Raw genomic sequence first — 21673 nt, 5'->3', positions numbered from 1 at the left:
GGATCAGGAAAAGGCTCCTTCCAGAATCCCGAGAAGAATCATCCCACCAGAAAAAATAAGAAGCGCGCCGAGTACAACGCCGAATATTCTGATCAGGAGGTACTTGCTGTTTGTAAGCGGGAACCATGTCCAGACGTTTCGGTAGTTCCCGATAAAAAATATCTCAGAGAGAAAAATCAGAAGAAAGAAAAACCGATTGAGTACTAATTGGTAACTGTTTGCATTTTCCACGTCCAGTAACAGGCCTGCGGCAAACAATAAGACATATAAAAATATTGACATTACTAGGATGCCCCGATTATGACCCCGAAAGCCCGGCGGCAGCCAGCTGCGAAGTCCGGACTGCTGCGCTTTGCCGTCCGGCTCCGATTCCGGTTTCTCGCCTGGTAATTTGCGATGCATTGCCTTCTGCAATTTATCCACATCCGGATAGCACTTTCGTGGATCCATTTCGGTGCACTTTGCAATCACCGATGTCAACGGGCCTTCGTATTTCTTATCTTTTGGCAATTCGCCTGTCAGCAGCTCGTTTAAAAGCACTCCAATTTCATAAATATCCGTTGTGGGCCTGGATGCAGAAAAGCCAAACTGCTCCGGCGCCGCATACCCGACGGTCCCGAATAAAACGGTGTCCTGACTCTTGTCTCCTGTGGATTCCTTTGCAGAATTGAAGTCCACCAGGACCAGTGACCCGTCGTAGGTCACAATCAGATTGGAAGGCTTGATATCCCTGTGTACTATGGGCGGATGGAGCTGATGAAGCGGAAGGAGGATATCGCACAGCTGATCGATATAAGCCGCCGCTTCCTGTTCCGTCATCGGGCCGTTGGACTCCAGCAGCTCACGCAGGGAAGTACCTGAGATATATTCCTCTATGACGCAGAGTCTGTCATCCTCCTCGATGAGCTCGATGATCTTTGGCATTCCCTTTAAGCGACGCTCTGCCAGATATGAAAACACCTGCATGTCGTATATTTTAAGAGACTTCAATACGAATATTTTGCCGGTTACCGTATGCTGCACCAGCTGCGCCTTATGCCGGTCATCCACATAAGCAATTTTCCGGTAATAAGACAATTTCAATTTGGTATTCAGCTTTCTGTCTACTTCTGTTTTCATGTTTGCTCTCTGCTTTCTGCCTGCTTCCATCTTTCTGCCTTCCATTTCCATGTTCGCTCTGCACATCCCAATTCATTCGGTTTTGCTTGTTTCCTATATCATACATACATTATGCAGGAAACCCTTTCGATTCCAATCCATCCTGCATTTACTTGTTTCCGCGACAAATATATACTATAATTTTATCATATCGTTCATATATTTGTAAGATGGGGAGGATTTTTATGGGACGGGAACAGGAAAGCACCGGGTATCTTATGAATGTGCTGAAAAACGCTGAAAAAGAAGATATTGATGAGTTCAGCAGGAAATATCTGAAAGAACAATGCGGCGGATTTCCCGCATATATGGAATCCATTATCAAACGGAAAAAGCTGAAGCGGCAGGATATTTTTCAAAAGGCAGATTTGCCGCAAAAGTATGGATATAAGCTGCTGAGCGGCGAGACACACACCACGGACCGGGATAAGCTGCTGCGGATTTTCATTGCGATGAATATGACACTGAAGGAAACACAAAGGGCATTGTCCCTTTATGGTATGCCGCGACTGTATGCAAAGAAAAAAAGGGACGCTATGCTGATTATTGCTTTCAACAAAGGGATGTCCTCAGTGGATGATGTAAACGAATATCTGAAGGAAAAGGGGGAAGCAGAGCTTACCCGCAGCTCCGGCTGATTTTCCCGTGATTTACGGGAAAAAGCCTGTCCGGTTTCCTTTATAATTGTTACTTGAAGTCTGCTCCGGAGCATGGAATTGTCGGGCTCATCTGCTTATCAATTGGAAGGGCAAAAGCTGGACAACAACCTTCATTAAGCAGGAAAGCAGGAGTTATCTCTATATGATTTTGACGCAGATTGTTGAAAAAAGTATAATAAGAGGGAAATGATAAGAGGAAGATGAGTGGGAGGGTCCTGCATGACAGAAGTAGTGGCAGCTTTGATTTGGAAGGACAACAGGTTTATGATCTGCCAGCGGCCGGCAAACAAGGCACGCGGCTTATTGTGGGAGTTTGTCGGAGGAAAGGTGGAACCGGGAGAGACAAAGGAACAGGCGCTTATCCGCGAATGCCGGGAAGAGCTGGACATTACCGTTTCGGTCGGCGATGTGTTTATGGACGTAGTGTATGAATATCCGGACATCATGGTACATCTGACCCTGTTTCATGCTTCGATTGCAGAAGGCGTACCGCAAAAGCTGGAGCACAACGATATTCGCTGGATTCCGGTGACGGAAATTTCACAATATGATTTCTGCCCGGCAGATCAGGCAATTTTAAAAAAACTTCAGGCTGAGGTAAAATGAATATCAACATGAATATCTTCTAATATTCTGTATCATTGAAATAGTAGTCTCCTGAGAACAGGGTCTGCTGTTTTTTATTGCATAAAATCAGTTTGAGTTCCTTCGTGCAGACCATACTGTAAATAGTATATAATGTTATGCTAAATAGCACAGATGAGGTCGTAAAAGATAGATATTTGAAATATTACATATCATTTTGTCAAAACAATTAAGCAGCTAATCCTTAAATTATGCAGATTCAGAAAGAAAATATATAGACATTATACAAGTATATTGACACGCTGTTATTGTATCTATATAATTAAAAATGGATATATCAATTATATGAATGATATATAAAGAAGGGAGATGAGTGGCGAAATGGTATATTAAATGAAGAAGATTAACCGGAGAACGGGAGGTACGTACAAATGAGAGGAGGAGAAGGAATGCAAAAGAAGCGGAAATTCAAGCTATGCGGCAAAGGAATGCTGGCGGCGGTGCTGATCATGACCATGCTGATGACTTTGTTGACACCGATGGCAACACAGGCAGCAGCGGAAACGGAAACTTTGGAGTCGCAGACTTCCGGAGCGGAGACCTTTGGGGAAGAAGCCTCCGCTGCCGCAGAAGCGGAGAGAGCTCATTTCCCCCGGATCAGGATTTTGAAGAAGGCAGAGATCAGCAATAAGAAGCCTTCTGTAGGAGATGTCCTGACTGCAGATATCGAACCGGAGGATGCAACGGTACGGTACAGCTGGAGATCCGGCTCGAAGGAAATAAGCAGGGATCAGGAATGCCGGGTTTCTTCTGCGCTGAAGGGAAAAAGGATTCGTTTGATTGTCTCGGGAACCGGTCATACCTTGGGTATCCGTACGGATCAGACAGAAAAGGTAACAGCCGGGGCGGAATATCCTTCAAAAGATCCTTATGACAGAATCGAAGCAGAAAGTTTTGACGAAAGCTTCGGCGAAGGCATGGTGGTGGAGGACTGTATTGATGGAGGAAAAAACATAGGCGGTATTAAGGACGGCTATTATACCGGCTACCGCAATGTAAATTTCAGATATAAGGCAGCCGAATCCGTGATGTTCCGGGCCTCCTCCAGTTCCGGCGGAACCGTGGAAGTTCGGCTGGACGGTCCGGACGGAAGACTTCTTGGCAGCTGCAGCATTCCTTCTACCGGCTCCTGGGAGGATTATCAGACCTTTCATACCAAAATTGAAAAAGTGAAAGGGATACAGGATTTCTTCCTGGTATTCCGGGGAAAAGACTATCTGATCAACCTGAACTGGATTCAGTTTTTCACTCACCCAACCAGGAACATTCGCAGTGTGCGTCTTGACAAGGACAGTCCGGTGGCAGGGGATACGCTGCATGGAACCCTGACACCGGAAGACGCCATGGTCCGTTATGTCTGGAAAGCAGACGGAAAAGAAGTTGGCTACAACGATCATTATAAGGTGTCTGTAGGGGACATCGGGAAAAAAATAGAATTGGAAGTTACAGGTATTGGGGATTACAAAGGAACCAAAACAAGCAACAGGACCCATCCGGTTCAGGCTCCGGATTACGGTGTCGACTTCAAAGAGATGGCATACGATGGGTTTACGGCATTTATTGATAAATACTATCAGTATGACGAAGAGAAAGATATCCATCGCTTCGGGGGGTTCTGGACGGGTGCGGAAATATTTGAAATTGTCGTTGACGCATACAGTCATACCGGGGAAGCACGTTACAAAGAAATGATGGATCAAATCCATGAAGGCTTCCTGGTGGACCAAAAAGGTTATGAAGTGGATGGCTGGTGGGGGAAAAATGACTATAATGATGATATTATGTGGATTGTCATCGCATGTGCAAGGTCCTACCTGGCAACCGGGGATACAAAATATCTGGAAACTGCCAGGATCAACTTTGATAACACCTATAAAAGAGCCTGGAGTGATGATCTGGGAGGCGGATTGTTCTGGCGTGCGGACAATCAATCAAAAAACGCCTGTGTGAACGGGCCGGGTGCCATTGCAGCCTGCCTGCTGGGTACTGCTCTCGGAGACGAAAGTTACTTTGAAAAAGCAAAGGCCATGATGGATTGGGAAAGAGAAGTCCTGTTTGATCCGGAGACAGGACATGTTGATGACTGTATCGGGATGGATGGCGTCAAAAGCACATGGGCTTCCACCTATAATCAGGGAACCTTCATCGGTGCCAATTGCATGTTGTATGAGCATTACGGCGATGAAAGATATTTAAGTGATGCGATTTCGGCTGCAGATTATGCAATGATTGACATGTATGGCTACGGCGTGATGAGCAACGAAGACGGTGGCGCCGATTTACCGGGGTTTAAAGGGATCTTGACCAGATGGCTGAATTATCTGATTGTGAACCACAATCAGCCGCAGTATATCGACTGGATGCAGTACAATGCCTGGACAGCATGGAATAACAGAAATTCAGAGGGCATCACCGGCACAAGATGGGGTAAAAAAACCGAGGACAGCGACAAACCAACAGATTGGAGCGCTTCCGCTGCCGTTGCATTATACCAGAATACGCCGCCGTCCGGAAATTTGATCAAGGATGCCTATCATACCCTCGGGGCAAAGGACTTTGATTCCTGTAAGGCCATACTTGTCAAAAAGGCAGGGGACGGAACGAAATACATAGGCAATATCGAAGACGGAGCCTATATCATGTATCGTAATGTGGACTTCGGTGATGTGGCACCCGGATACGCGGAATTCCGGGTTACCCCCATGACAGAAGGAGGAACCATTGAAATTCGGATTGGTGGTCCGGATGGAAAGGTGATTGGTTCCCTTGATGTGGAAAACATTGGCCTGCGGAGTGCCTGGAACAGCCAGGTTATGGAGCTTACGGAGGAGGTTACCGGTCTTAAGGATCTATGCCTGGTTTATCGGACAGGGCAGCAGGATCCATTCCGGCTGAATTCCTTCCGCTTTATGATAGGATCGGAGAAAGCAGTCGAAGGAGTAACAATTGATCCGGTAAAACCGGCATACCGGGATGTTCTGACAGCTGCGGTGACCCCTTCGGACGCAACGGTGACCTATATCTGGGAATCGGGCGGGAAACAGGTTGGTACCGGTAAAAACTATGAAGTGAAGGAAGCGGACATCGGGAAAACCTTAACGGTAACGGCGATTGGAGAAGGCGAATATATCGGAACCGTAATCAGCAAAGAAACGGAGGCAGTCGTGGATCTTCCGGCGGACGACCTGCGCGATCCCTATGGCACAATCGAAGCGGAAAGCGCGGATCGGCTGGAAGGACCGAAAGCTGATCCGGGCTGTCTGACCGGTATCAAAAATGGGCATTCTGCTGTTTACCGGAATCTGTTGTTTGGAGAAAAAGGAAGCAGTCTTGTCCGTTTCCATTATGCCACATCTGCAGAGGATGCAGCAGTGGAAATCCGGCTGGGTAGTGCCGGAGGAAAACTTCTTGGGACCTGTAAGCTTCCGGGCACAGGCGGTTGGGACGCCTGGAAGACGGCAGAAGTTGAAACAGCTGACATAACGGGCAGACAGGATATCTGCCTTGTGTTTCATGGCTCTGCTGATTTATTATGCAATGTGGACAGCTTTGTCTTTGATGAAGAAGAAGCCGCTGCAAGGAATCCTTATCAAACCATGGAAGGAGAAGATGCGGACGAAGTATCCGGCATGACGGCAGGAGAGAAATACCTAACGGATATGCAAAATGGCGCTTATGCTGCATTCAAAAATCTGAGATTCGGTGAAAGAGGCGCGGTAAAGGCAACTTTGCGGTATGCAACACCGGTTAAGGATGCCTCTGTGGAAATACATCAGGACAGTGCAGACGGGGAATTGCTTGGAATCTGCCGGCTTGAAAACACCGGAGGATGGGAGAACTTCACCGAGACGACCGTTACGGTGGAAAGACCTCTTGGAAGACAGGATATCTATCTTGTGTTCAGGGGCGGAGATGGGATATGTAATCTGGATCATCTCGTGTTTACCGAGCTGACCGGAGAAATCCGGGATCCTTATGCGATGGTGGAAGCGGAGCACTGCGACAGGAAAAAAGGCTGCGGGACGGAAACCAGGGACGGAGTCACTTATCTGGCAGGGATTCAGAACGGCGCCTGGTCAGAATACAGAAACCTGGACTTTGGAAAAAAAGGAGCCGGAAAGATCATTCTGCGATACGCTTCGCCTGCGGAGGATGCAACGATCGAAATCCGGGAGGGCAGTATGGATGGGAAGCTGCTTGCTACCTGTCTCCTTAAAAATACCGGTGATTTCTGGGCATTTACCGAAACCGGATATGAAGTCGAACCGATAGCCGGAATAAAGGATATTTATCTTGTGTATCATGGAGCATCTGAGATCTGTAATATGGATCATTTGCTATTTGGGAACGGAGATATTTGAAAAATGAGATGGAGCAGCCTGGATTGCCCGGCCCGGGTTTCCGGGCTGCTTTCCTCCTTCCGGATGCCAGACATCTGGCATCTGCATGCGGACTTTCCATTTGCTTTTTTCCCGGTATTTATCTATAATGATTTTGTAGAAAAAAGGCGAAAGCAGGAATGTTTCAGCCAGGGGGGATACGGTATGACATTTGAAGAACTTTATCAGCGCGCATATTCCGTTCTGAATCCGCGAAAGCTATCCGGGGATGCGGAAGCCGGGGGAGTCGGCGCAGCTCTCCTCACGGACAAAGGGAGTGTATATGTGGGTGTTTGTATTGATACTGCCTGTTCCATGGGGTTTTGCGCAGAGCATGCCGCTGCAGCGGCAATGGTGACAGCGGGGGAAAGCCGGGTCGTGAAGATGATAGCAGTAGGCTGGGACGGACATATTATGCCGCCATGCGGCCGCTGTCGGGAGTTTATCAGCCAGCTTAATGATGAGAATGTAAATACCAGGGTCATGGTCCGAAAGGATGTGGTGTGGACTCTGGGAAATCTCCTGCCTCATGACTGGCGCAGAACAGAGGAGGAAACGGCATCTGCGCATGATGATGGGGATCAATAATCATCCTGGGAAGGATTGCGGGAAACAAATACAGGAAAGCAAAAGGCAGAGAGGAAGAGCCGCATGGAGAAATACAGGGAACTCACCGGGCTGTGTCTGATGCCCGGCGTCAACAATGACAAACTGGAAGTCTTCCGGCAGAAATATATCAATGATCCGTCCAAAGTGGTTCCAATGCATATCACGTTGCTGAATCGTTTTTTCCTGCCGGGCGCAATGAATGCAGAAATCGTTAACAAACTAAAGGCCATCGCCGGCAGAACCCAAAGATTTGAATTCTGGGCAAAACCGCTGTCCTGCTTTCCCACCAGCAATGTTCTGTATCTGACGCCCAGCCCGCTGGCTCCGGTGGAAGCCATGACTCAGGTATTGTACGATACGTTCCCTGAATATCATACGGATTTCTGCGGCTTTTCCACCTATCATATGACCATTGCCCTTGGAAATCCAAAAAAGAAAATGAACGATATTATAAAGGAATATCTGGAGACCTTTGGATATGAGGCCTTGCGGTTTGAGACAGGTTCTGTGGATATGTTCCATTTGTCCGAAAATAAATGGACGAAATACCTGTCCTTTGATCTGTCGTAATTTTGGTTTCTTCAATTCCTGTGGTATAATGGGAAAAACAATGGATCTGCCTGAACCTTTCATTATCGAAGGATCCGGATAGGAGACAACATGAGATTCGTCAGCGACATTTCAGAATTTATCTTTTTGGAGGCTGAACCCCGGCCTGCCGACATCATTTTCATTCCGGGCGGACCCTGTCCTGAGATCGCCGAAAGGGCTGCGGATCTATGGAAGCAGGGGCTTGCTTCCTATATTCTCCCATCTGGCAGGTACAGCATGAAATGGGGGCATTTCCGGGGGCCGCTGTCCAAAGCAGAGGTTTATAATAAGGATTATCGTACGGAGTGGGAGTTCCTGAAGGATGTGCTGATTTCAAACGGGGTGGAGGAAGGTGCCATCCTGCGGGAGGACCAATCCACCAACACATATGAGAATGCTGTCTGCTCCAGGCAGATAACGGATCAATTGAAACTTGATATCCAAAAAGCCATTTTGTGCTGTCAGGCCTTTCATGCGCGCCGCTGTTCCATGTACTATCAAGCTGTTTATCCGCAGACGGAGTTCATCCTCTGTCCATCCAACACGCAGGGCATAAACAAACAGAACTGGCTTCATTCCGAATTTGGCATAGAAAAGGTCATGGGGGAACTGACGAAGTGCGGAAGTCAGTTCGTTGATATCATAAAGAGATATGATAAGCTGCCTTAAAAGACGTCAATCCATTACGACCTTTCTTCATTTTGCTGAGGGTGCGTCCAATATGAAAATATACGGGCGGGGTACACTGGATGCCAACGGTGAGGTTCTCTATGATATACGTTGTCTGTCAACGAAATATCGGAAAAAGTAGGATTCCGGGATTACTTTTATTTTAATAAAGTCTTTAAGAAGGTAAAAGGAACAACTCCAATTAAGTATCGAAACAATAGCAGGGAAACGAAATGAAGAATATCTTAGACAGCATATGTATTACCATCTACTACTCACCTGCAGGGCAGTCCGATTGCTTCGCTGACAAAAGACAGGACAGTACGGTATAGGCATCCTCCGGTAATTGCCGAGAGTTTATGAATAATCTTATTAATCACACAGAGTATGCAGGTGTGATTGATAAGCTGCTTTGTAAATTGAAAAAATTTTTAGATAATAGAGGATAGGTTGCTGTGCCCAGACGCCTACTTCAATAAGTGGCCCGTTCACTCTTATGAATTCATGTTACGTTACGTCTTCATCTGAATCCTCATTGTTTTGCCAGGGACAAAACGAGTTCACTTGCGCTTTCTCCTGTGATATGCTATAAAGGAAATGTTAAAGGTTTGCTTGTACCATATCACTACAGGAAGGATATACTGCATGAATTTGCTAAGCATAGAAAACATCTCGAAAAGCTACGGAGAAAAGCCGCTATTTCATAATATAAGTTTTGGGATTAACGAGGGAGATAAAATAGGGATCATCGGGATCAATGGAATCGGTAAGACGACCTTGTTGAAAATTATCGTCGGATTGGAACAGCAGGATGAGGGGAGACTCATCAAAGGCAGCTCCGTTCGTACGGCTTATTTGTCTCAAAATCCCCTTTTTAACTCGGAGGCTACAGTTCTGGACCAAGTCTTTATGGGGGACTCACCGCTTATGGTGCTAATTCGGGCATATGAAAGGGCTCTCAGTAACCCCGATATATCCGCCGAAGAAATGATCCGTCTCACTCGTGAGATGGATGACTTGGATGCCTGGAGTGTGGAGAGTGATGCCAAAACCATCCTGACCAAACTGGGGATTCTTGATTTTTATGCAAAGGTGGAAACCCTATCGGGAGGTCAGAAGAAGAGGGTGGCTTTGGCCACAGCACTCATTCATCCTTCGGACTTATTAATTCTGGATGAACCGACCAACCATTTGGACAATCACTCCATTGACTGGCTGGAAGAATATCTGACCAAAAGAAAAGGTACATTGCTGATGGTCACCCATGACCGGTATTTTCTTGACCGGGTAGCTAATGAGATCATTGAATTGGATCAGGGTGATTTATACGAATACCAGGGAAACTATAGTTTTTTTCTTGAGAAAAAGCTGGAACGGGAAGACATGGCCAGATCTAGCGAGAAAAAGCGGGAGAGCTTGTTAAAGAAAGAGCTGGCTTGGATGAAACGAGGTGCAAAGGCCAGAACCACCAAACAAAAAGCCAGAATCGACCGGTTTGAAGCTTTAAAGGAGCAAACAATGAATCTGCCACAGGAAAAGCTGAGTATTTCAATGGCAGGCAGCCGCCTTGGTAAAAAAGTGATTGCATTGGAGCAGGTCAGCAAATCCTTTGATAATAGGAAGGTCATTGATTCATTTGACTATATCCTCTTGAGGGATGACAGGGTAGGCGTTGTAGGACCAAATGGAATCGGAAAATCGACTCTTTTAAATATCATCTCCGGTAGACTACAACCGGATACCGGGAAGGTAGAGGTCGGAGAGACTGTCAGAATCGGATACTTCTCTCAGGAAACCGACCCAATGAACGGTGAGCAGAGAGCCATCGAATATATTCGGGATGGGGCAGAATATTTGACCAATGCAGAAGGAATCCAAGTCAGTGCATCTCAGATGATGGAGCGCTTTTTATTCACATCGGCTTTGCAATGGACACCCATCGGTATGCTCTCAGGGGGAGAGAAAAGAAGGCTATACCTCCTCAGGATTCTAATGACTGCGCCCAATGTACTGCTGCTGGATGAGCCGACCAACGATCTGGATATTGAAACCTTAACCATTCTCGAGGATTATATCGATGATTTTCCGGGAGCCGTTATGGCTGTATCTCATGACCGTTATTTCCTCGATCGAATCGCAGGAAAAATATTCTCTTTCGAAGAAGACGGAAAAATCAAGCAATATCCGGGGAATTATACAGACTTTATACAGAGTGTGCAAGAAAACCGGGAGAATGGTATTTTGACTCAACTGTCTGAAGAGGGAAAAAAAGCATCTCCTAAAAATTCTGATGGGCAAGAGCAATATAATCTTCAAAAATCAAAGAGTAGGATTCAGAAATTTACCTTTAAAGAGATGAAGGAATATGAAACCATCGACAGTGTGATTCAAGAATTGGAAGAGAACATCCTTGAAATGGAAGAAAAGATGGCTCAGGCTTCTACCGATTATTCCCTGCTTCAGCAGTTGATGGCTGAGAAAGAGGAGGCAGAGCAGCAGCTTGCAGAGAAGATGGATCGCTGGGTTTATCTCAACGAATTGGCAGAAAGGATAGAGAAGGGAAAGGAATGAATGGTTTCGTTATGAAAAATGAACAAAAAGGTTTGTCACCGGAACAACGCGAAGAACTACTCAATGTGTTGAAAGTCCGTTTTGAGAAAAATAGGAACCGTCATATAGATTTAGAATGGAATGGAGTACAGGCAAAGCTAACAGCTAATGCTGAAAAACTGTGGTCACTCAATGAAATGGAAAAAACCGGAGAATGGGATTATTTTCCTACAAAGGGGAAGCCGCAGTAAATTGTGCTACCTATCGTACCAAGGATTATATGGTGTCCGGGCTGGTGGAATCTGATAAAGGAGAATTTACCCAGGTACTTTATCATCCTGTTAAGGATTATGTTGCCATCGGTTCAGACGATACTGCAGTGGGGTGCAGTCTGTATCTTCCCGGAAGATTTTTATAAAATAGCTGGGACTTTCATAGCCGCATATTCTGCCGATTTGCTCTACAGAATAGGAACTGTAGCGCAGGAAATCCTTCGCTTTTTGCATGCGGATCTTTTTGAGAGCCTGGATCACGGTCCCGCCCGTATCTTTCGCATAAGACCGGCAAAGGCTGAACCTGTCCATACCAGCATGTTCTGCGATCGTGGACAGAGTGAGGGGCTTGCCATAATTATGCTGCAGGAACAGGGTCACCTTTTCCGATCCGGAAAGGGGCTTTTGAAAAAGAGCGTCCAGCAGTTCTGCCGCCCAGGCATATCCATGAGCGGAAAGGATTGCCCTGGAGGAGGAACGGTTGCACATCTCCATAAGATGCTCTGTGGAAGCGGTTAAAAAATCCGGCGCGTCAAAGAAGAAAAAGTCTCCAATATGGTAGTAATCCAACAGGTACTCGCCATTTTGAAAGGTTACCCACATGGTGTCGAAGGCACCGCCGCTGCTTTGATAGCAATGAGGTACATTTTTCCGGGAGAAAAAGCCATGGCCTTGTGTCAGCTTTACGGTATTGCCTTCCGTGGTGAATATTCCCTCTCCTCCGATCACCCACAGGAACTGATGCACATCAAATCCATTGGGGCGGTCCGTGCGTCCCTGTTTTTCGGATACGCCGATGGTAACCGGAATGAATGGAAGACTGTCTTTGCTCTGTTTAAAATCCTCTGAGAGCATATGCAATATCCTTATATTTATTACAATTATATATTATTGATAACCGGATATAATTGCAATATAATTATATTAATTGGTGAGATAAAAGTCAACAGCAAGTCCTTGTCAAGCCATGATCAAAATGAAAAGAGGGAAGGCCATGAAAAAAGTACGTGTCGGACTGATTGGCTGCGGAGGCAGGCAAAACGCACACATGGATGCACTTCTTCAAATGAAGGATGTGGAAATTGTGGCGGTTGCTGAGCCGGTGGAGGAAAGAAGGGCGAAGGCGGCTGAGACTACAGGAGCAAAGCGGCAATATGATAACCATTCGGAATTCTATGAGAAGGAAAACCGAGAAAGTGTGGATGCCATTTTTATTGCCGTGGAACCTACTGCGCATGATCATATCGAAATCAGGGCCATTGAACTGGGGATTCCATTCCTGGTTGAAAAGCCGATGAATTTGGACCTGCAGCAGGCGGATTCCATTGCCTCCATGATCCGTAAGAGAAATTTGATTACCGCCGTAGGGTTCCAGGATCGCTATCTGGATCTGATGGAAAGAATGAAAGAAGAGATTCCAAAGCACAAAAAAGGCGGAATTGTAAACGGGTCCTGGATTGGAGGTATCCCCCCTGTATGGTGGTGGCAGAAAAAATCCACCTGCGGCGGACAGCTGGTGGAGCAGAATATTCATTTGGTGGATGGATTACGTTGGCTGTTCGGTGAGCCGCTCTCCGTATATGCGGTAAATGCCACTGGCATGATTCAGCCGGGTGTGGATGCCAGTCCGGAGTATGATACGGATGATTACTCTGTCTGCCTGTTCCGGTTCCAAAACAACATCACTGCCACCCTGGAGAGCGGATGTTACTGCAGGGGAGCGGGGCCGAATAACGGTTTGGTGGTCATACTGAATGACATCGTTTTGGATTATCGGCTGCGGAACAATCTAATTATGAAAACGAAGGGCCAAACCCTGGATATCAGGAGGGGGAACGATCAAACCTATGATCTGGACCGGGCTTTTATTGACGCGGTGAAGTCCGGAGACGGAACGCAGATACGTTCTCCCTATGAAGATGCCCTGCGGTCCCTCAAGGTTGCCTTTGCAGCCAATCGTTCGATGGAAACCGGTGAAGTCGTCTGCTTGAAGGAGGATGAATGATGAGGATCTGTATTCCCATACCTTGTTTCTTTCCGGACATGGATTTTGTAAGCGCCATACATAAAGTAGGAGAACTTGGATTTGACGCGGCAGAAACCTACAACTGGAAGGGCCTGGACCTGGAAGCGGTGCGCAATGCCTGTGAAGAGGCAAATGTGGAACTGATCAGCATGTGCACCACCGAATTCAATATGACCAACCCGGAAATGCGCCAAAAATGGCTGAAAGGCCTGAAAGAAAGCTGCCGGGCAGCCGGACTTGCCGGCGTGAAGCACCTGATTACACAGGTTGGCAGGGATACCGGTGCGGAACGTGGGCTGCAGCATGAAAGCATTGTGAATGCGCTCAGGGCAGCCCGCCCCATATTGGAGGATACAGGGGTAACAATCATGATTGAACCCCTGAATACCCTTGTCAATCATCCGGGCTACTATTTGTGGAAGGCAAAGGAAGCTTTTGACATCATCCATGAGGTGGATCATCCTTTGGTGAAAGTGGTGTATGATATTTATCATCAGCAGGTGATGGAAGGCAACATCATTCCCAACATAACCAACAATCTGGATTGCATTGCCCATCTGCACGCCGCAGGGCATCCGGGGCGAATTGAGCTGCAATTCGGTGAAAATGACTACCATGTTATTTTTGATGCAGTGGACAAGGCAGGGTATCAGGGCGCATGCGGACTGGAATACAATCCTACACTGGGCAGCGTGGAAAGCCTGGAAAGCTTTAAGCGGATCTATAGGAAAGACTGAATGAATGACTGACCCTGTATCATTTGAAATCACTTGACCGTTTGTTTAACCGCTATCGTGTGATTGACTATATCCGGGATTATTATGAAGCCCTGCATATTACCGACGGACAGTATATTGTAGATGACATTAGTTTGTATATTAAAGCCAGGCAGCCCTCCATGACTTAAAAACATCCCTGCCGCATTGACAAATGAAAGACGGAGAGGTTGACGTCTGTTTCCTGAACCTCTCCGTCTTTTTCTGTCCAGATTCCTTGTGGGTCAGGCGGTTCCCGCCAAAGAGCATTTTTTATGATGCCCGTTCGGCTGCATTTACGATTGCTCGCAGCCTGCCAGCAGTCGGGCAACTTCATGCTCCCGTTCAAATAAAAGGCAGCCTCCTTCCTGTTCTCCGTCCAAAAGCCCGTTCTCTTTTAATTTTTCAAAGAAATGGGAGTGGATGGCTTCCAGCAAGGTATGATTCTTCAGGTTGATATCAGAATAAGGCGAAAAAGGGCAGGGCTCTGCGTTGCCGTTTGCGTTAATGTGAAAGAAACTTCTGCCGGCGGCAAGGCAGCCTCCTGTGTATTTCTCATCTCCGGGGAATGAGAGAAAGATCATCTGTTCAAAGGCAGTTCGCAGATTCTCCCTGGACTGCTCAAGGGCCGCCCGATCCGCTTCTGTGAGCGCAAGATGTCTTGTTTGTTTATCGATTGGCACATACTCTACAAACAACAGGACCCGGCAGCCTTTGGAAGAAAGCCAATTCACAAAGTCGGTTCCGGTGACGGTCTGCAGATTTTCCGTTGTCACGGTGACGGATGCTCCAAATAGAATGTCATTCGATTTCAGACGATCCATCCGGTTAACAAGGTTTTGATAGGTACCAGTGCCGCGGCGGTCATCCGTCTGCTGCTGGTTTCCCTCCAGACTCAGAACCGGTACCATATTGCGGCTTTTATCAAATAGTTTCCTATATTCACTGTCCATCAGTGTTCCATTTGTAAATACCGGAAATAAAAGCCTGTCATGCTTTGCCGCAATTCTTAGAACATCCCTGCGAAGCAGCGGTTCACCCCCGGCCAGCAAAACAAACAACACCCCCAGTGCTTCCGCCTGTGTGAAAATATCATCCCACTTTTCGGCGGACATCGAATCGATGGTCCTCTCTTCCCCGCAGGTATGATTTGCCCGTGCATAACAGCCTTTGCAATGCAGATTACAACTGCCGGTGATGCTTGCAATCAGAAACGACGGGATATGTTCGCCATTTTTTTCATAATGCTCCCGTTTCATTTTTGCGTTCTTTCCGGTCATCAGATATTTCATGATAATGGCCGCCTCTTTCGGCCTGGTAATCGAAGACTGAACGGCCCCCTTTACAATGTTTCCGATTCGGCTGCCCATATACCCGGATAATTCAATTTGAAAATTCTTCTCTCCCACGACTTCTCAATTTCCTCCTCTTGTATGAATGGATTCCACACGACCCGATGACCTGTATTTTTCTTCCCGCATAAGAAGACACACGCGTCTCTCATTTTTATCCCAACAGGCAGGATGAATCAGATTGCCACCATGAGATGGATCCCCATTGAAATGGTGCAGCAGATGGGACAGTGTTTTATCACTGATGGTATGTTCCATCCGGCAAGCATCCTGTTCTGCCGTTTTCTCATCCACTTGAATGGATACCAACAGTTCTTTCAGAAGATTGTATTTGCATGTAAGCTTCTTCGCCCGCTGACGCCCGTATTCAGTCAGTGATATTTCACCGTATAAGGGCTTTACGATCATGCCTGCCTCCTGTAATAGTTCCATAGCGTGATGCACGCTGGGCTTTGTTACGCCAAGAAACTCTGCAATGTCCGCAGATCGCACGTTCTCTGTTATTTGTGAGAAATAGTATACAGTTTTCAGGTAGTCCTCGCTGGCAGCGCTTAATGGCTTATATCTTTGACGCCTGATTTCTTTTTCCTGCTGCAAATGTTATCCCTCCGTTTCGTTCATGATAAAGATTGTCTGATACCGGTAAAATGGTACCATGAACACAGTATAAAGAGGAAATGTGCCCTCAATGTGCCCAAGCTCAATATTGATACAGGAAAAACAAATTCCAACAGTCAGGCAAAATGGGATCAGGGCCATATTGAGGCCATATTTGTATGATACTTTTTTGTTGTCCAAAATAAACAGTTGATTTCCGGCGTGCCGGCAGCAATACCATAATGCTGATTTTGACCGGTAAAGAGGATCGCCAAAGACGGAGGATCGATAAAAATGGAGGATTGATAAGGATGACGGATCGATAAGGATAACCAAATGATGATATAATAAGGGTAGCCAACAGGTGATCCGACATTTGTCGTCCGGAACAGGGGACAGTCAAAATTTGATGTGTTGATTTTTGACGGAAAGGCAGACGGAAGAATGTTTTCCATACTGGTGGTGGAAGACGACGCCACATTAAACAAAATGATATGTGCAAAGCTCAGACAGGAGCATTTTAGACCCGTTCCGGCATTTGACGGAGAAGAAGCGTTGCAGATACTGGACAGGGAATATGTTGACCTGATCATCTGCGATATCATGATGCCGAAAATGGACGGATATGTGCTTACAAAGGAGCTGCGCGACGCGTCCTATAAACTTCCGATTCTGATGATTACCGCCAGGGGTCAGATGGAAGATCTGGAGAAGGGCTTTCAGGCAGGAACGGATGATTATATGGTAAAGCCTATCCGGATGAAGGAAATGATTCTTCGGGTGAATGCTTTGCTGCGGCGTGCCCGGATTGCCAATGACAGGAAGCTGACAGTCGGCAGGGCCGTGCTGGATGCCGATGCCCTGACGGTACACATTGGTGATGACCGTTTTGAGATGCCGCCAAAGGAATTTTTTCTGTTGTTTAAGCTTCTGAGCAACCCGGATAAAATTTTTACCCGGCTGGAATTAATGGATGAAATATGGGGGATGGATACGGAAGCGGATGAACGCGCAGTGGATTCCCACATCAAAAAGCTCCGGCGCAAGTTTGAAAATTACCCTGATTTTGAAATTATTACCGTAAGGGGTCTTGGTTATAAAGCCAAATATGAATCCTCCGTATGAAAGGCAGGTATTATGCGAAAGCACAACGATAAAAAGGAAAGCGGACGGCTGCATCTCCCTGTACGTATCTATTTTCTGTTGATTTCCATCTCCTCTTTGTGTGCAGCGTGCATTATCTCTTTTCTCCTTGTTTCAGCAGGGGTGACCCTGTTCCATGAGGGTCCCATCACAAGGCCTTTCATTATTGGGATGGGTCTCCTGGTTTGCGGTCTGTGCATCCTGATTGGCGGAATTATGCTTTGGTTTGCATCCCAACATTTTGTAAAGCCGATTGAGGAAGTAAGCAAAGCCGTAAAGAAAGTGGCAAACGGTGATTTCAGTGTTCATATCACCCAAAAAACAAGACATTTTGGCCATCATGAAGTCCATGATGAAATCGATGAATTATCTGAAAACTTCAATACCATGACTTCTGAATTAAGCGGCATGGACTACATGCGAAAGGATTTCATGAGCAATGTATCGCATGAAGTCAAGACTCCGGTGGCTGCCATTACAGGTTTTACGGATATCCTTATGGAGAATGACCTGAGTCCGGAAGAACAGCAGGAATATCTGCTGCTTGTCAATCAGGAATCCGTCAGGTTGTCTCATTTATGTGAGAACATGCTGCGCATGTCACGGCTGGACTATCAAAAGATTGTCCGGAAAAAAGACAAGGTGCGTGTGGATGAACAGATCCGCAAGTGCATTATCATGTTGTCTGAGAAATGGCCGGATTCATCCGGAAACTACGAATTGAATCTGGAGAGTCTTGAAATACAGAGTGACGCGGACCTTTTGATGCAGGTATGGACCAATCTGATTGATAATGCAATCAAATATTCGCCGGATGGCAGCACGATTACCATATCCGGCAGGAAAGAGGGGGATTCCCTGGCTGTAACCATCCATAATGAAGGAGAAGGGATCCGTGAGGAACAGCGATCCAGGATCTTTGAGAAGTTCTATCAGTGTGATGCCTCCCGCAAGAAAGATGGAAGCGGGTTAGGACTTTCCATTGTAAAAAGAATCGTTGATTTACTGGGAGGAAAGATCATATGTATCAGCGAAAAGGGAAAAGGAACGACAATGGAAGTAAAAGTGCCAATCTAACGGTAACCGCCTGCCGCCAAAGGAATTTCGCATTTACTGCCTGTTGCGGAATTCCTTTGGCGACATTCCCGTGTATTTTTTAAAAACTTTGCTGAAATAAAATGCGCTGTCGTACCCTACTTCGTCAGAGATTTCGTAGATTTTTTGATTGCCGGTCAGGAGGAGATCCATTGCCGCTTCGATTTTGAGCTTGGTGATATAGTCCGTTATCCCCGTGCCGGTTGCCTTTTTAAAAAGCTGGCTCAGGTAATTTGCGCTTACTTCAAAATGGGAAGAGATCTCCTGCAGGGACAGTTTTTTCTCCCGGTTATCGTGGATATATTTTTTAACCTGACTGATCAGATAGCTGCTGCTGACACTGCCAGCGGTTTGCTCGTCATAAAAGAGAGTCCCATTCTCCTTTATTTCGCACGACAGCAGCTGCTTTGCATCATCATAGGACAAATGAACGTCTTCTATTTTACTTACCATGCGGCCAACGCAAAAGAAAAGGTGTACATTGTAGTAGTTGAAAATCATGTTGTCCACCTGCCGGAGGCTATCCGTTAATTGCTTCCTCCAGTGTTTGCATTCCTTTTCCGAAAAATAAAAGAGGACTGCAAAATAATGGGTATCAAGAAGTGCCACCCGGCAGGGGATGTACTTTTGAATCAATTCCTGAAACAGCCGGAGCGTACTGCTGAAAATCTGTAAATCTTTCTTGCTTCCATTTTGATGATGCAGAATCACTTCGGCCTGTGCAGCCACATAACCGGCATACTCCAGGCTCAGATTCAGATATTTGATATCCTCCTGCATTTCATCTTTCCGAAAACGGTTATTCAGCAGTTTTGAAAAGAAACGGTCCTGCAGCAATAACAGGTTTTGGCTGTCCTTTGTTATGGAGGATTGATTCTTCCTATGGGAAAGCACCTTTTTTTGTGCTTTGACGATGGCGGATTCCAGACTCTCCGGAGTCAGGTCCAGCTTGACCAGGTAATCAATCACCTGATATTGGATCGCTGTTTTTAAATAGTCGAATTCCTTGTAACCAGTCAGCAGGATAAACACGGGAAGTTCGCCATATTGTTCAAAAGACTTTTTCATAAGGGTCAATCCGTCCATGACAGGCATCTGAATATCGGCAATCACGATTTCCGGATGAAACTTTTCGATCTCATCCAGGCCTGTTTTCCCGTTTGCCGCAACCCCACAGATTTCGATATCAAGCCTCTTCCAGTCAATCATGGATTAAATCCCGACCTGGACAAGAGGTTCATCCTCTACGATCAATAATCTCATTCTCTTTCCCCTCATATTCCGCATGGCTTATTTTTGGCAATCGAATTTGAATGGTTGTATACTGGTTTACGACACTGTCGATGGAGATCCCATACTTCTCTCCGAAGACATACTGAATCTGCTTGTTTACACTTAATATTCCCATGTCACGGAAAGTCTGGGAACGGTTCTTCCCACGTTCCGACATTACTTTCTGAATCGTATTCTCGTCCATTCCCATCCCGTTGTCGGTGATGGAAATCAGGATATCGTCTTCGGCAGCATACTCCATGGAGATCCGGATGCTGCCCTGCTTTCCGGTTGGTTCGATCCCGTGAAGGATGGCGTTTTCCACCAGCGGCTGCAGGGTAAAACGCAGAATGACATTGTCCTTTATCGCTTCGTCTTCCAATTCATAGGCCAGGGTGATGCTTCCGCCGTATTTGTATTTCTGAATCGTAAAGTAATCCTCCAGAAGGGCAAGTTCATCCCGGATCGGAATGATCGTCTGTGTCCCTTTGGAAACATTTTTCAGCAAATGCGACAATGCCACAACGATCTCTGAAATCCCGGGCGCTTGCTGCACGGTTGCCATCCATTTGATCGTATTCAGTGTATTGTAAATAAAATGGGGCCTGATCTGGCTTTGAAGGATTTGATAGCGGTAGTCCTGTTTTTGATGCTCATCAGCAATCTGCTGCCGCATCAGTTTTTCAATATCTGTAGCCAGGGCATTCACCGTCCTGCCCATGTATCCCAGCTCATTGTCCCACTCGATGGAGGGATCCGTTGAAAAGTCTCCGGTGGATATCTTTTTCAACCGGTTGCTCAGCATGGCGAGGGGCCTGGTAATCGATTTTGTCAGGCTGTAATACAGCAGTATTCCGACTATCAGAACACAGCCGACGATTCCAAGGAGAATATAGGAGTAGCTATGCATCTGCTTTTGAACCAGGCTGTCCGATGTGGAAAGGATGAGCTCGCAGTTGGCCGTGACCAGGGGCAATTGGTAAAGGATCCGCTCCTTCCCATCCAGAAACCCACAATTTATGGAAAGCTCCTCTTCCCGCTGCTCCGGGAAGACCGCTTCTCTGACTGGAACCGGCTTTCCTATTTCCTTATAGGAATCTTCGTTAATCCGGTAATAGTGTGTTCCGATATGAAGCAGAATGTCCATGTTGTCTTTCTCTTTGAGGTTTTTTGTGGTATCCAGAAAGAGCTCCGGCGAGATTCCCAGGTATACAAATCCTATTTTATCCTGCCTGTACGGATGGTAAATCGGCTGAATGGCGATCAGGGACTGATATTGTTTTGGAAGAAACGGGTCGCTCTGGAATCCATCGGAAAAGGTGAAAGTATTGTCGGCGAACATGTCCCTGAAACAGGGCAGGTTGGTAATCGTTTTTACAACAGGTATATCCACAGAAAAACTGGTATTGTTGATATATTGGATGTAGTCCCGGCGATCCGGGCTGCCAATGACGACCCGCTGAATGTAGCGGTTGCCGGTGTCATTGTTGATGTAGCGTTCCACCAGTAAATCCTTAGCCCTGGACATGTTGCTGTCCGGATGGGTCAGGTAATCCGCAATGTCATGCGTACGCTGTGCCCACTGACTGAAAGAGACAATATTGGAAAGACGTTGGTTCATTGTGTCGGACAGCAATCGGATGTTGGTGACATTGGACCGGATTTCGTTGGAACGGAGGATTCGGTTGTTCATAGTGAAGCTGAAAAATACAACACCGGCACCTATGACAAGCATTAAAATGGAAATTGTGATAAGAAAACGCCCTTTTATGGTTTTATATATCGGGTAATTCATACAAACCCTCCTGATCACGCTCAAAGTATATCAAAATAGTGCAGGAAAGTAAAGAATATTGCATGCACAGGTTTGATGGAAATGGAAAAGTAAATGAAACACGGAA

19 protein-coding genes and 1 pseudogene are annotated in these 21673 nt (G+C 46.4%); 14 read left to right on the top strand and 6 right to left on the bottom strand.

Features of this window, described 5'->3' with window-relative positions; genetic code table 11:
- Positions 1-3 precede the first annotated feature (3 nt).
- On the bottom strand, positions 4-1149 hold the full coding sequence (locus QBE55_01130) for a protein kinase (GenBank protein ID WZL78804.1): 1146 nt from the start codon (positions 1147-1149) through the stop codon (positions 4-6).
- A 194-nt stretch (positions 1150-1343) separates the two neighbouring features.
- On the opposite strand from QBE55_01130, the gene QBE55_01125 reads away from it, so the two are divergent.
- The 9 genes and pseudogenes from QBE55_01125 (at position 1344) to QBE55_01085 (ending at position 11472) form a co-directional block, all read left to right on the top strand.
- A complete protein-coding gene (locus QBE55_01125; GenBank protein WZL78803.1) occupies positions 1344-1796 on the top strand; it encodes a hypothetical protein in 453 nt (150 codons plus the stop codon).
- Between the two features lie 240 nt (positions 1797-2036).
- A complete protein-coding gene (locus tag QBE55_01120; protein WZL78802.1) occupies positions 2037-2423 on the top strand; it encodes a (deoxy)nucleoside triphosphate pyrophosphohydrolase in 387 nt (128 codons plus the stop codon).
- 428 nt (positions 2424-2851) lie between these two features.
- Positions 2852-6823 carry a carbohydrate-binding protein gene (locus tag QBE55_01115; GenBank protein WZL78801.1) on the top strand — a complete coding sequence of 1324 codons (3972 nt, stop codon included), beginning with the start codon at positions 2852-2854 and terminating at the stop codon, positions 6821-6823.
- 3 nt (positions 6824-6826) lie between these two features.
- Entirely contained in the window at positions 6827-7429 is a 603-nt protein-coding gene (locus QBE55_01110) for a hypothetical protein (protein ID WZL78800.1), read from the top strand.
- A 63-nt stretch (positions 7430-7492) separates the two neighbouring features.
- Entirely contained in the window at positions 7493-8020 is a 528-nt protein-coding gene (locus QBE55_01105; GenBank protein ID WZL78799.1) for a 2'-5' RNA ligase family protein, read from the top strand.
- Between the two features lie 90 nt (positions 8021-8110).
- Positions 8111-8710, top strand: a complete 600-nt coding sequence (locus QBE55_01100) for a YdcF family protein (protein ID WZL78798.1) — start codon at positions 8111-8113, stop codon at positions 8708-8710.
- A 111-nt stretch (positions 8711-8821) separates the two neighbouring features.
- Positions 8822-8947 (top strand): AraC family transcriptional regulator, encoded by a 126-nt coding sequence (locus tag QBE55_01095; protein WZL78797.1) that lies wholly within the window; start codon positions 8822-8824, stop codon positions 8945-8947.
- A gap of 408 nt (positions 8948-9355) precedes the next feature.
- Entirely contained in the window at positions 9356-11281 is a 1926-nt protein-coding gene (locus QBE55_01090) for an ABC-F family ATP-binding cassette domain-containing protein (protein ID WZL78796.1), read from the top strand.
- An 11-nt stretch (positions 11282-11292) separates the two neighbouring features.
- Positions 11293-11472: pseudogene (locus QBE55_01085) on the top strand (DUF4256 domain-containing protein).
- Between the two features lie 129 nt (positions 11473-11601).
- Here QBE55_01085 and QBE55_01080 read toward each other — a convergent pair.
- Positions 11602-12387, bottom strand: coding sequence for an AraC family transcriptional regulator (locus QBE55_01080; GenBank protein ID WZL78795.1), 786 nt, complete (start codon positions 12385-12387; stop codon positions 11602-11604).
- Between the two features lie 139 nt (positions 12388-12526).
- Between QBE55_01080 and QBE55_01075 the strand changes: the two genes are divergently transcribed.
- Genes QBE55_01075 through QBE55_01065 form a run of 3 tightly spaced genes read left to right on the top strand, consistent with a single transcriptional unit; the run spans position 12527 to position 14465 of the window.
- On the top strand, positions 12527-13537 hold the full coding sequence (locus tag QBE55_01075) for a Gfo/Idh/MocA family oxidoreductase (GenBank protein WZL78794.1): 1011 nt from the start codon (positions 12527-12529) through the stop codon (positions 13535-13537).
- A complete protein-coding gene (locus QBE55_01070; protein ID WZL78793.1) occupies positions 13534-14295 on the top strand; it encodes a TIM barrel protein in 762 nt (253 codons plus the stop codon). Before QBE55_01075 ends, QBE55_01070 begins: the two co-directional genes overlap by 4 nt.
- Positions 14296-14354: 59 nt before the next feature.
- Positions 14355-14465: a DUF3791 domain-containing protein gene (locus QBE55_01065; protein WZL79829.1), complete on the top strand. Its 111-nt coding sequence runs from the start codon at positions 14355-14357 to the stop codon at positions 14463-14465.
- Between the two features lie 144 nt (positions 14466-14609).
- Here QBE55_01065 and QBE55_01060 read toward each other — a convergent pair whose 3' ends face one another.
- A complete protein-coding gene (locus QBE55_01060) occupies positions 14610-15683 on the bottom strand; it encodes a radical SAM protein (protein ID WZL79828.1) in 1074 nt (357 codons plus the stop codon).
- A gap of 45 nt (positions 15684-15728) precedes the next feature.
- The gene (locus QBE55_01055; protein WZL78792.1) at positions 15729-16262 is read right to left on the bottom strand and encodes a metal-dependent transcriptional regulator; all 534 of its coding nucleotides are present in this window, start codon (positions 16260-16262) and stop codon (positions 15729-15731) included.
- A gap of 444 nt (positions 16263-16706) precedes the next feature.
- On the opposite strand from QBE55_01055, the gene QBE55_01050 reads away from it, so the two are divergent.
- Both QBE55_01050 and QBE55_01045 read left to right on the top strand, forming a co-directional pair.
- Positions 16707-17387, top strand: coding sequence for a response regulator transcription factor (locus tag QBE55_01050; protein WZL78791.1), 681 nt, complete (start codon positions 16707-16709; stop codon positions 17385-17387).
- A 12-nt stretch (positions 17388-17399) separates the two neighbouring features.
- On the top strand, positions 17400-18482 hold the full coding sequence (locus QBE55_01045) for a HAMP domain-containing sensor histidine kinase (GenBank protein WZL78790.1): 1083 nt from the start codon (positions 17400-17402) through the stop codon (positions 18480-18482).
- Positions 18483-18515: 33 nt separating this feature from the next.
- On the opposite strand, the gene QBE55_01040 is transcribed toward QBE55_01045, so the two are convergent.
- A complete protein-coding gene (locus QBE55_01040) occupies positions 18516-19709 on the bottom strand; it encodes an AraC family transcriptional regulator (protein ID WZL78789.1) in 1194 nt (397 codons plus the stop codon).
- 28 nt (positions 19710-19737) lie between these two features.
- Positions 19738-21567, bottom strand: coding sequence for a sensor histidine kinase (locus tag QBE55_01035; GenBank protein WZL78788.1), 1830 nt, complete (start codon positions 21565-21567; stop codon positions 19738-19740).
- Between the last annotated feature and the right edge of the window lie 106 nt (positions 21568-21673).

The organism is Eubacteriales bacterium mix99 (assembly GCA_038396605.1).
GTDB lineage: Bacteria > Bacillota > Clostridia > Caldicoprobacterales > DTU083 > UBA4874.
Note: the sequence above shows the minus strand (reverse complement) of the source record. Positions and strands in the feature narration are given on the sequence as shown.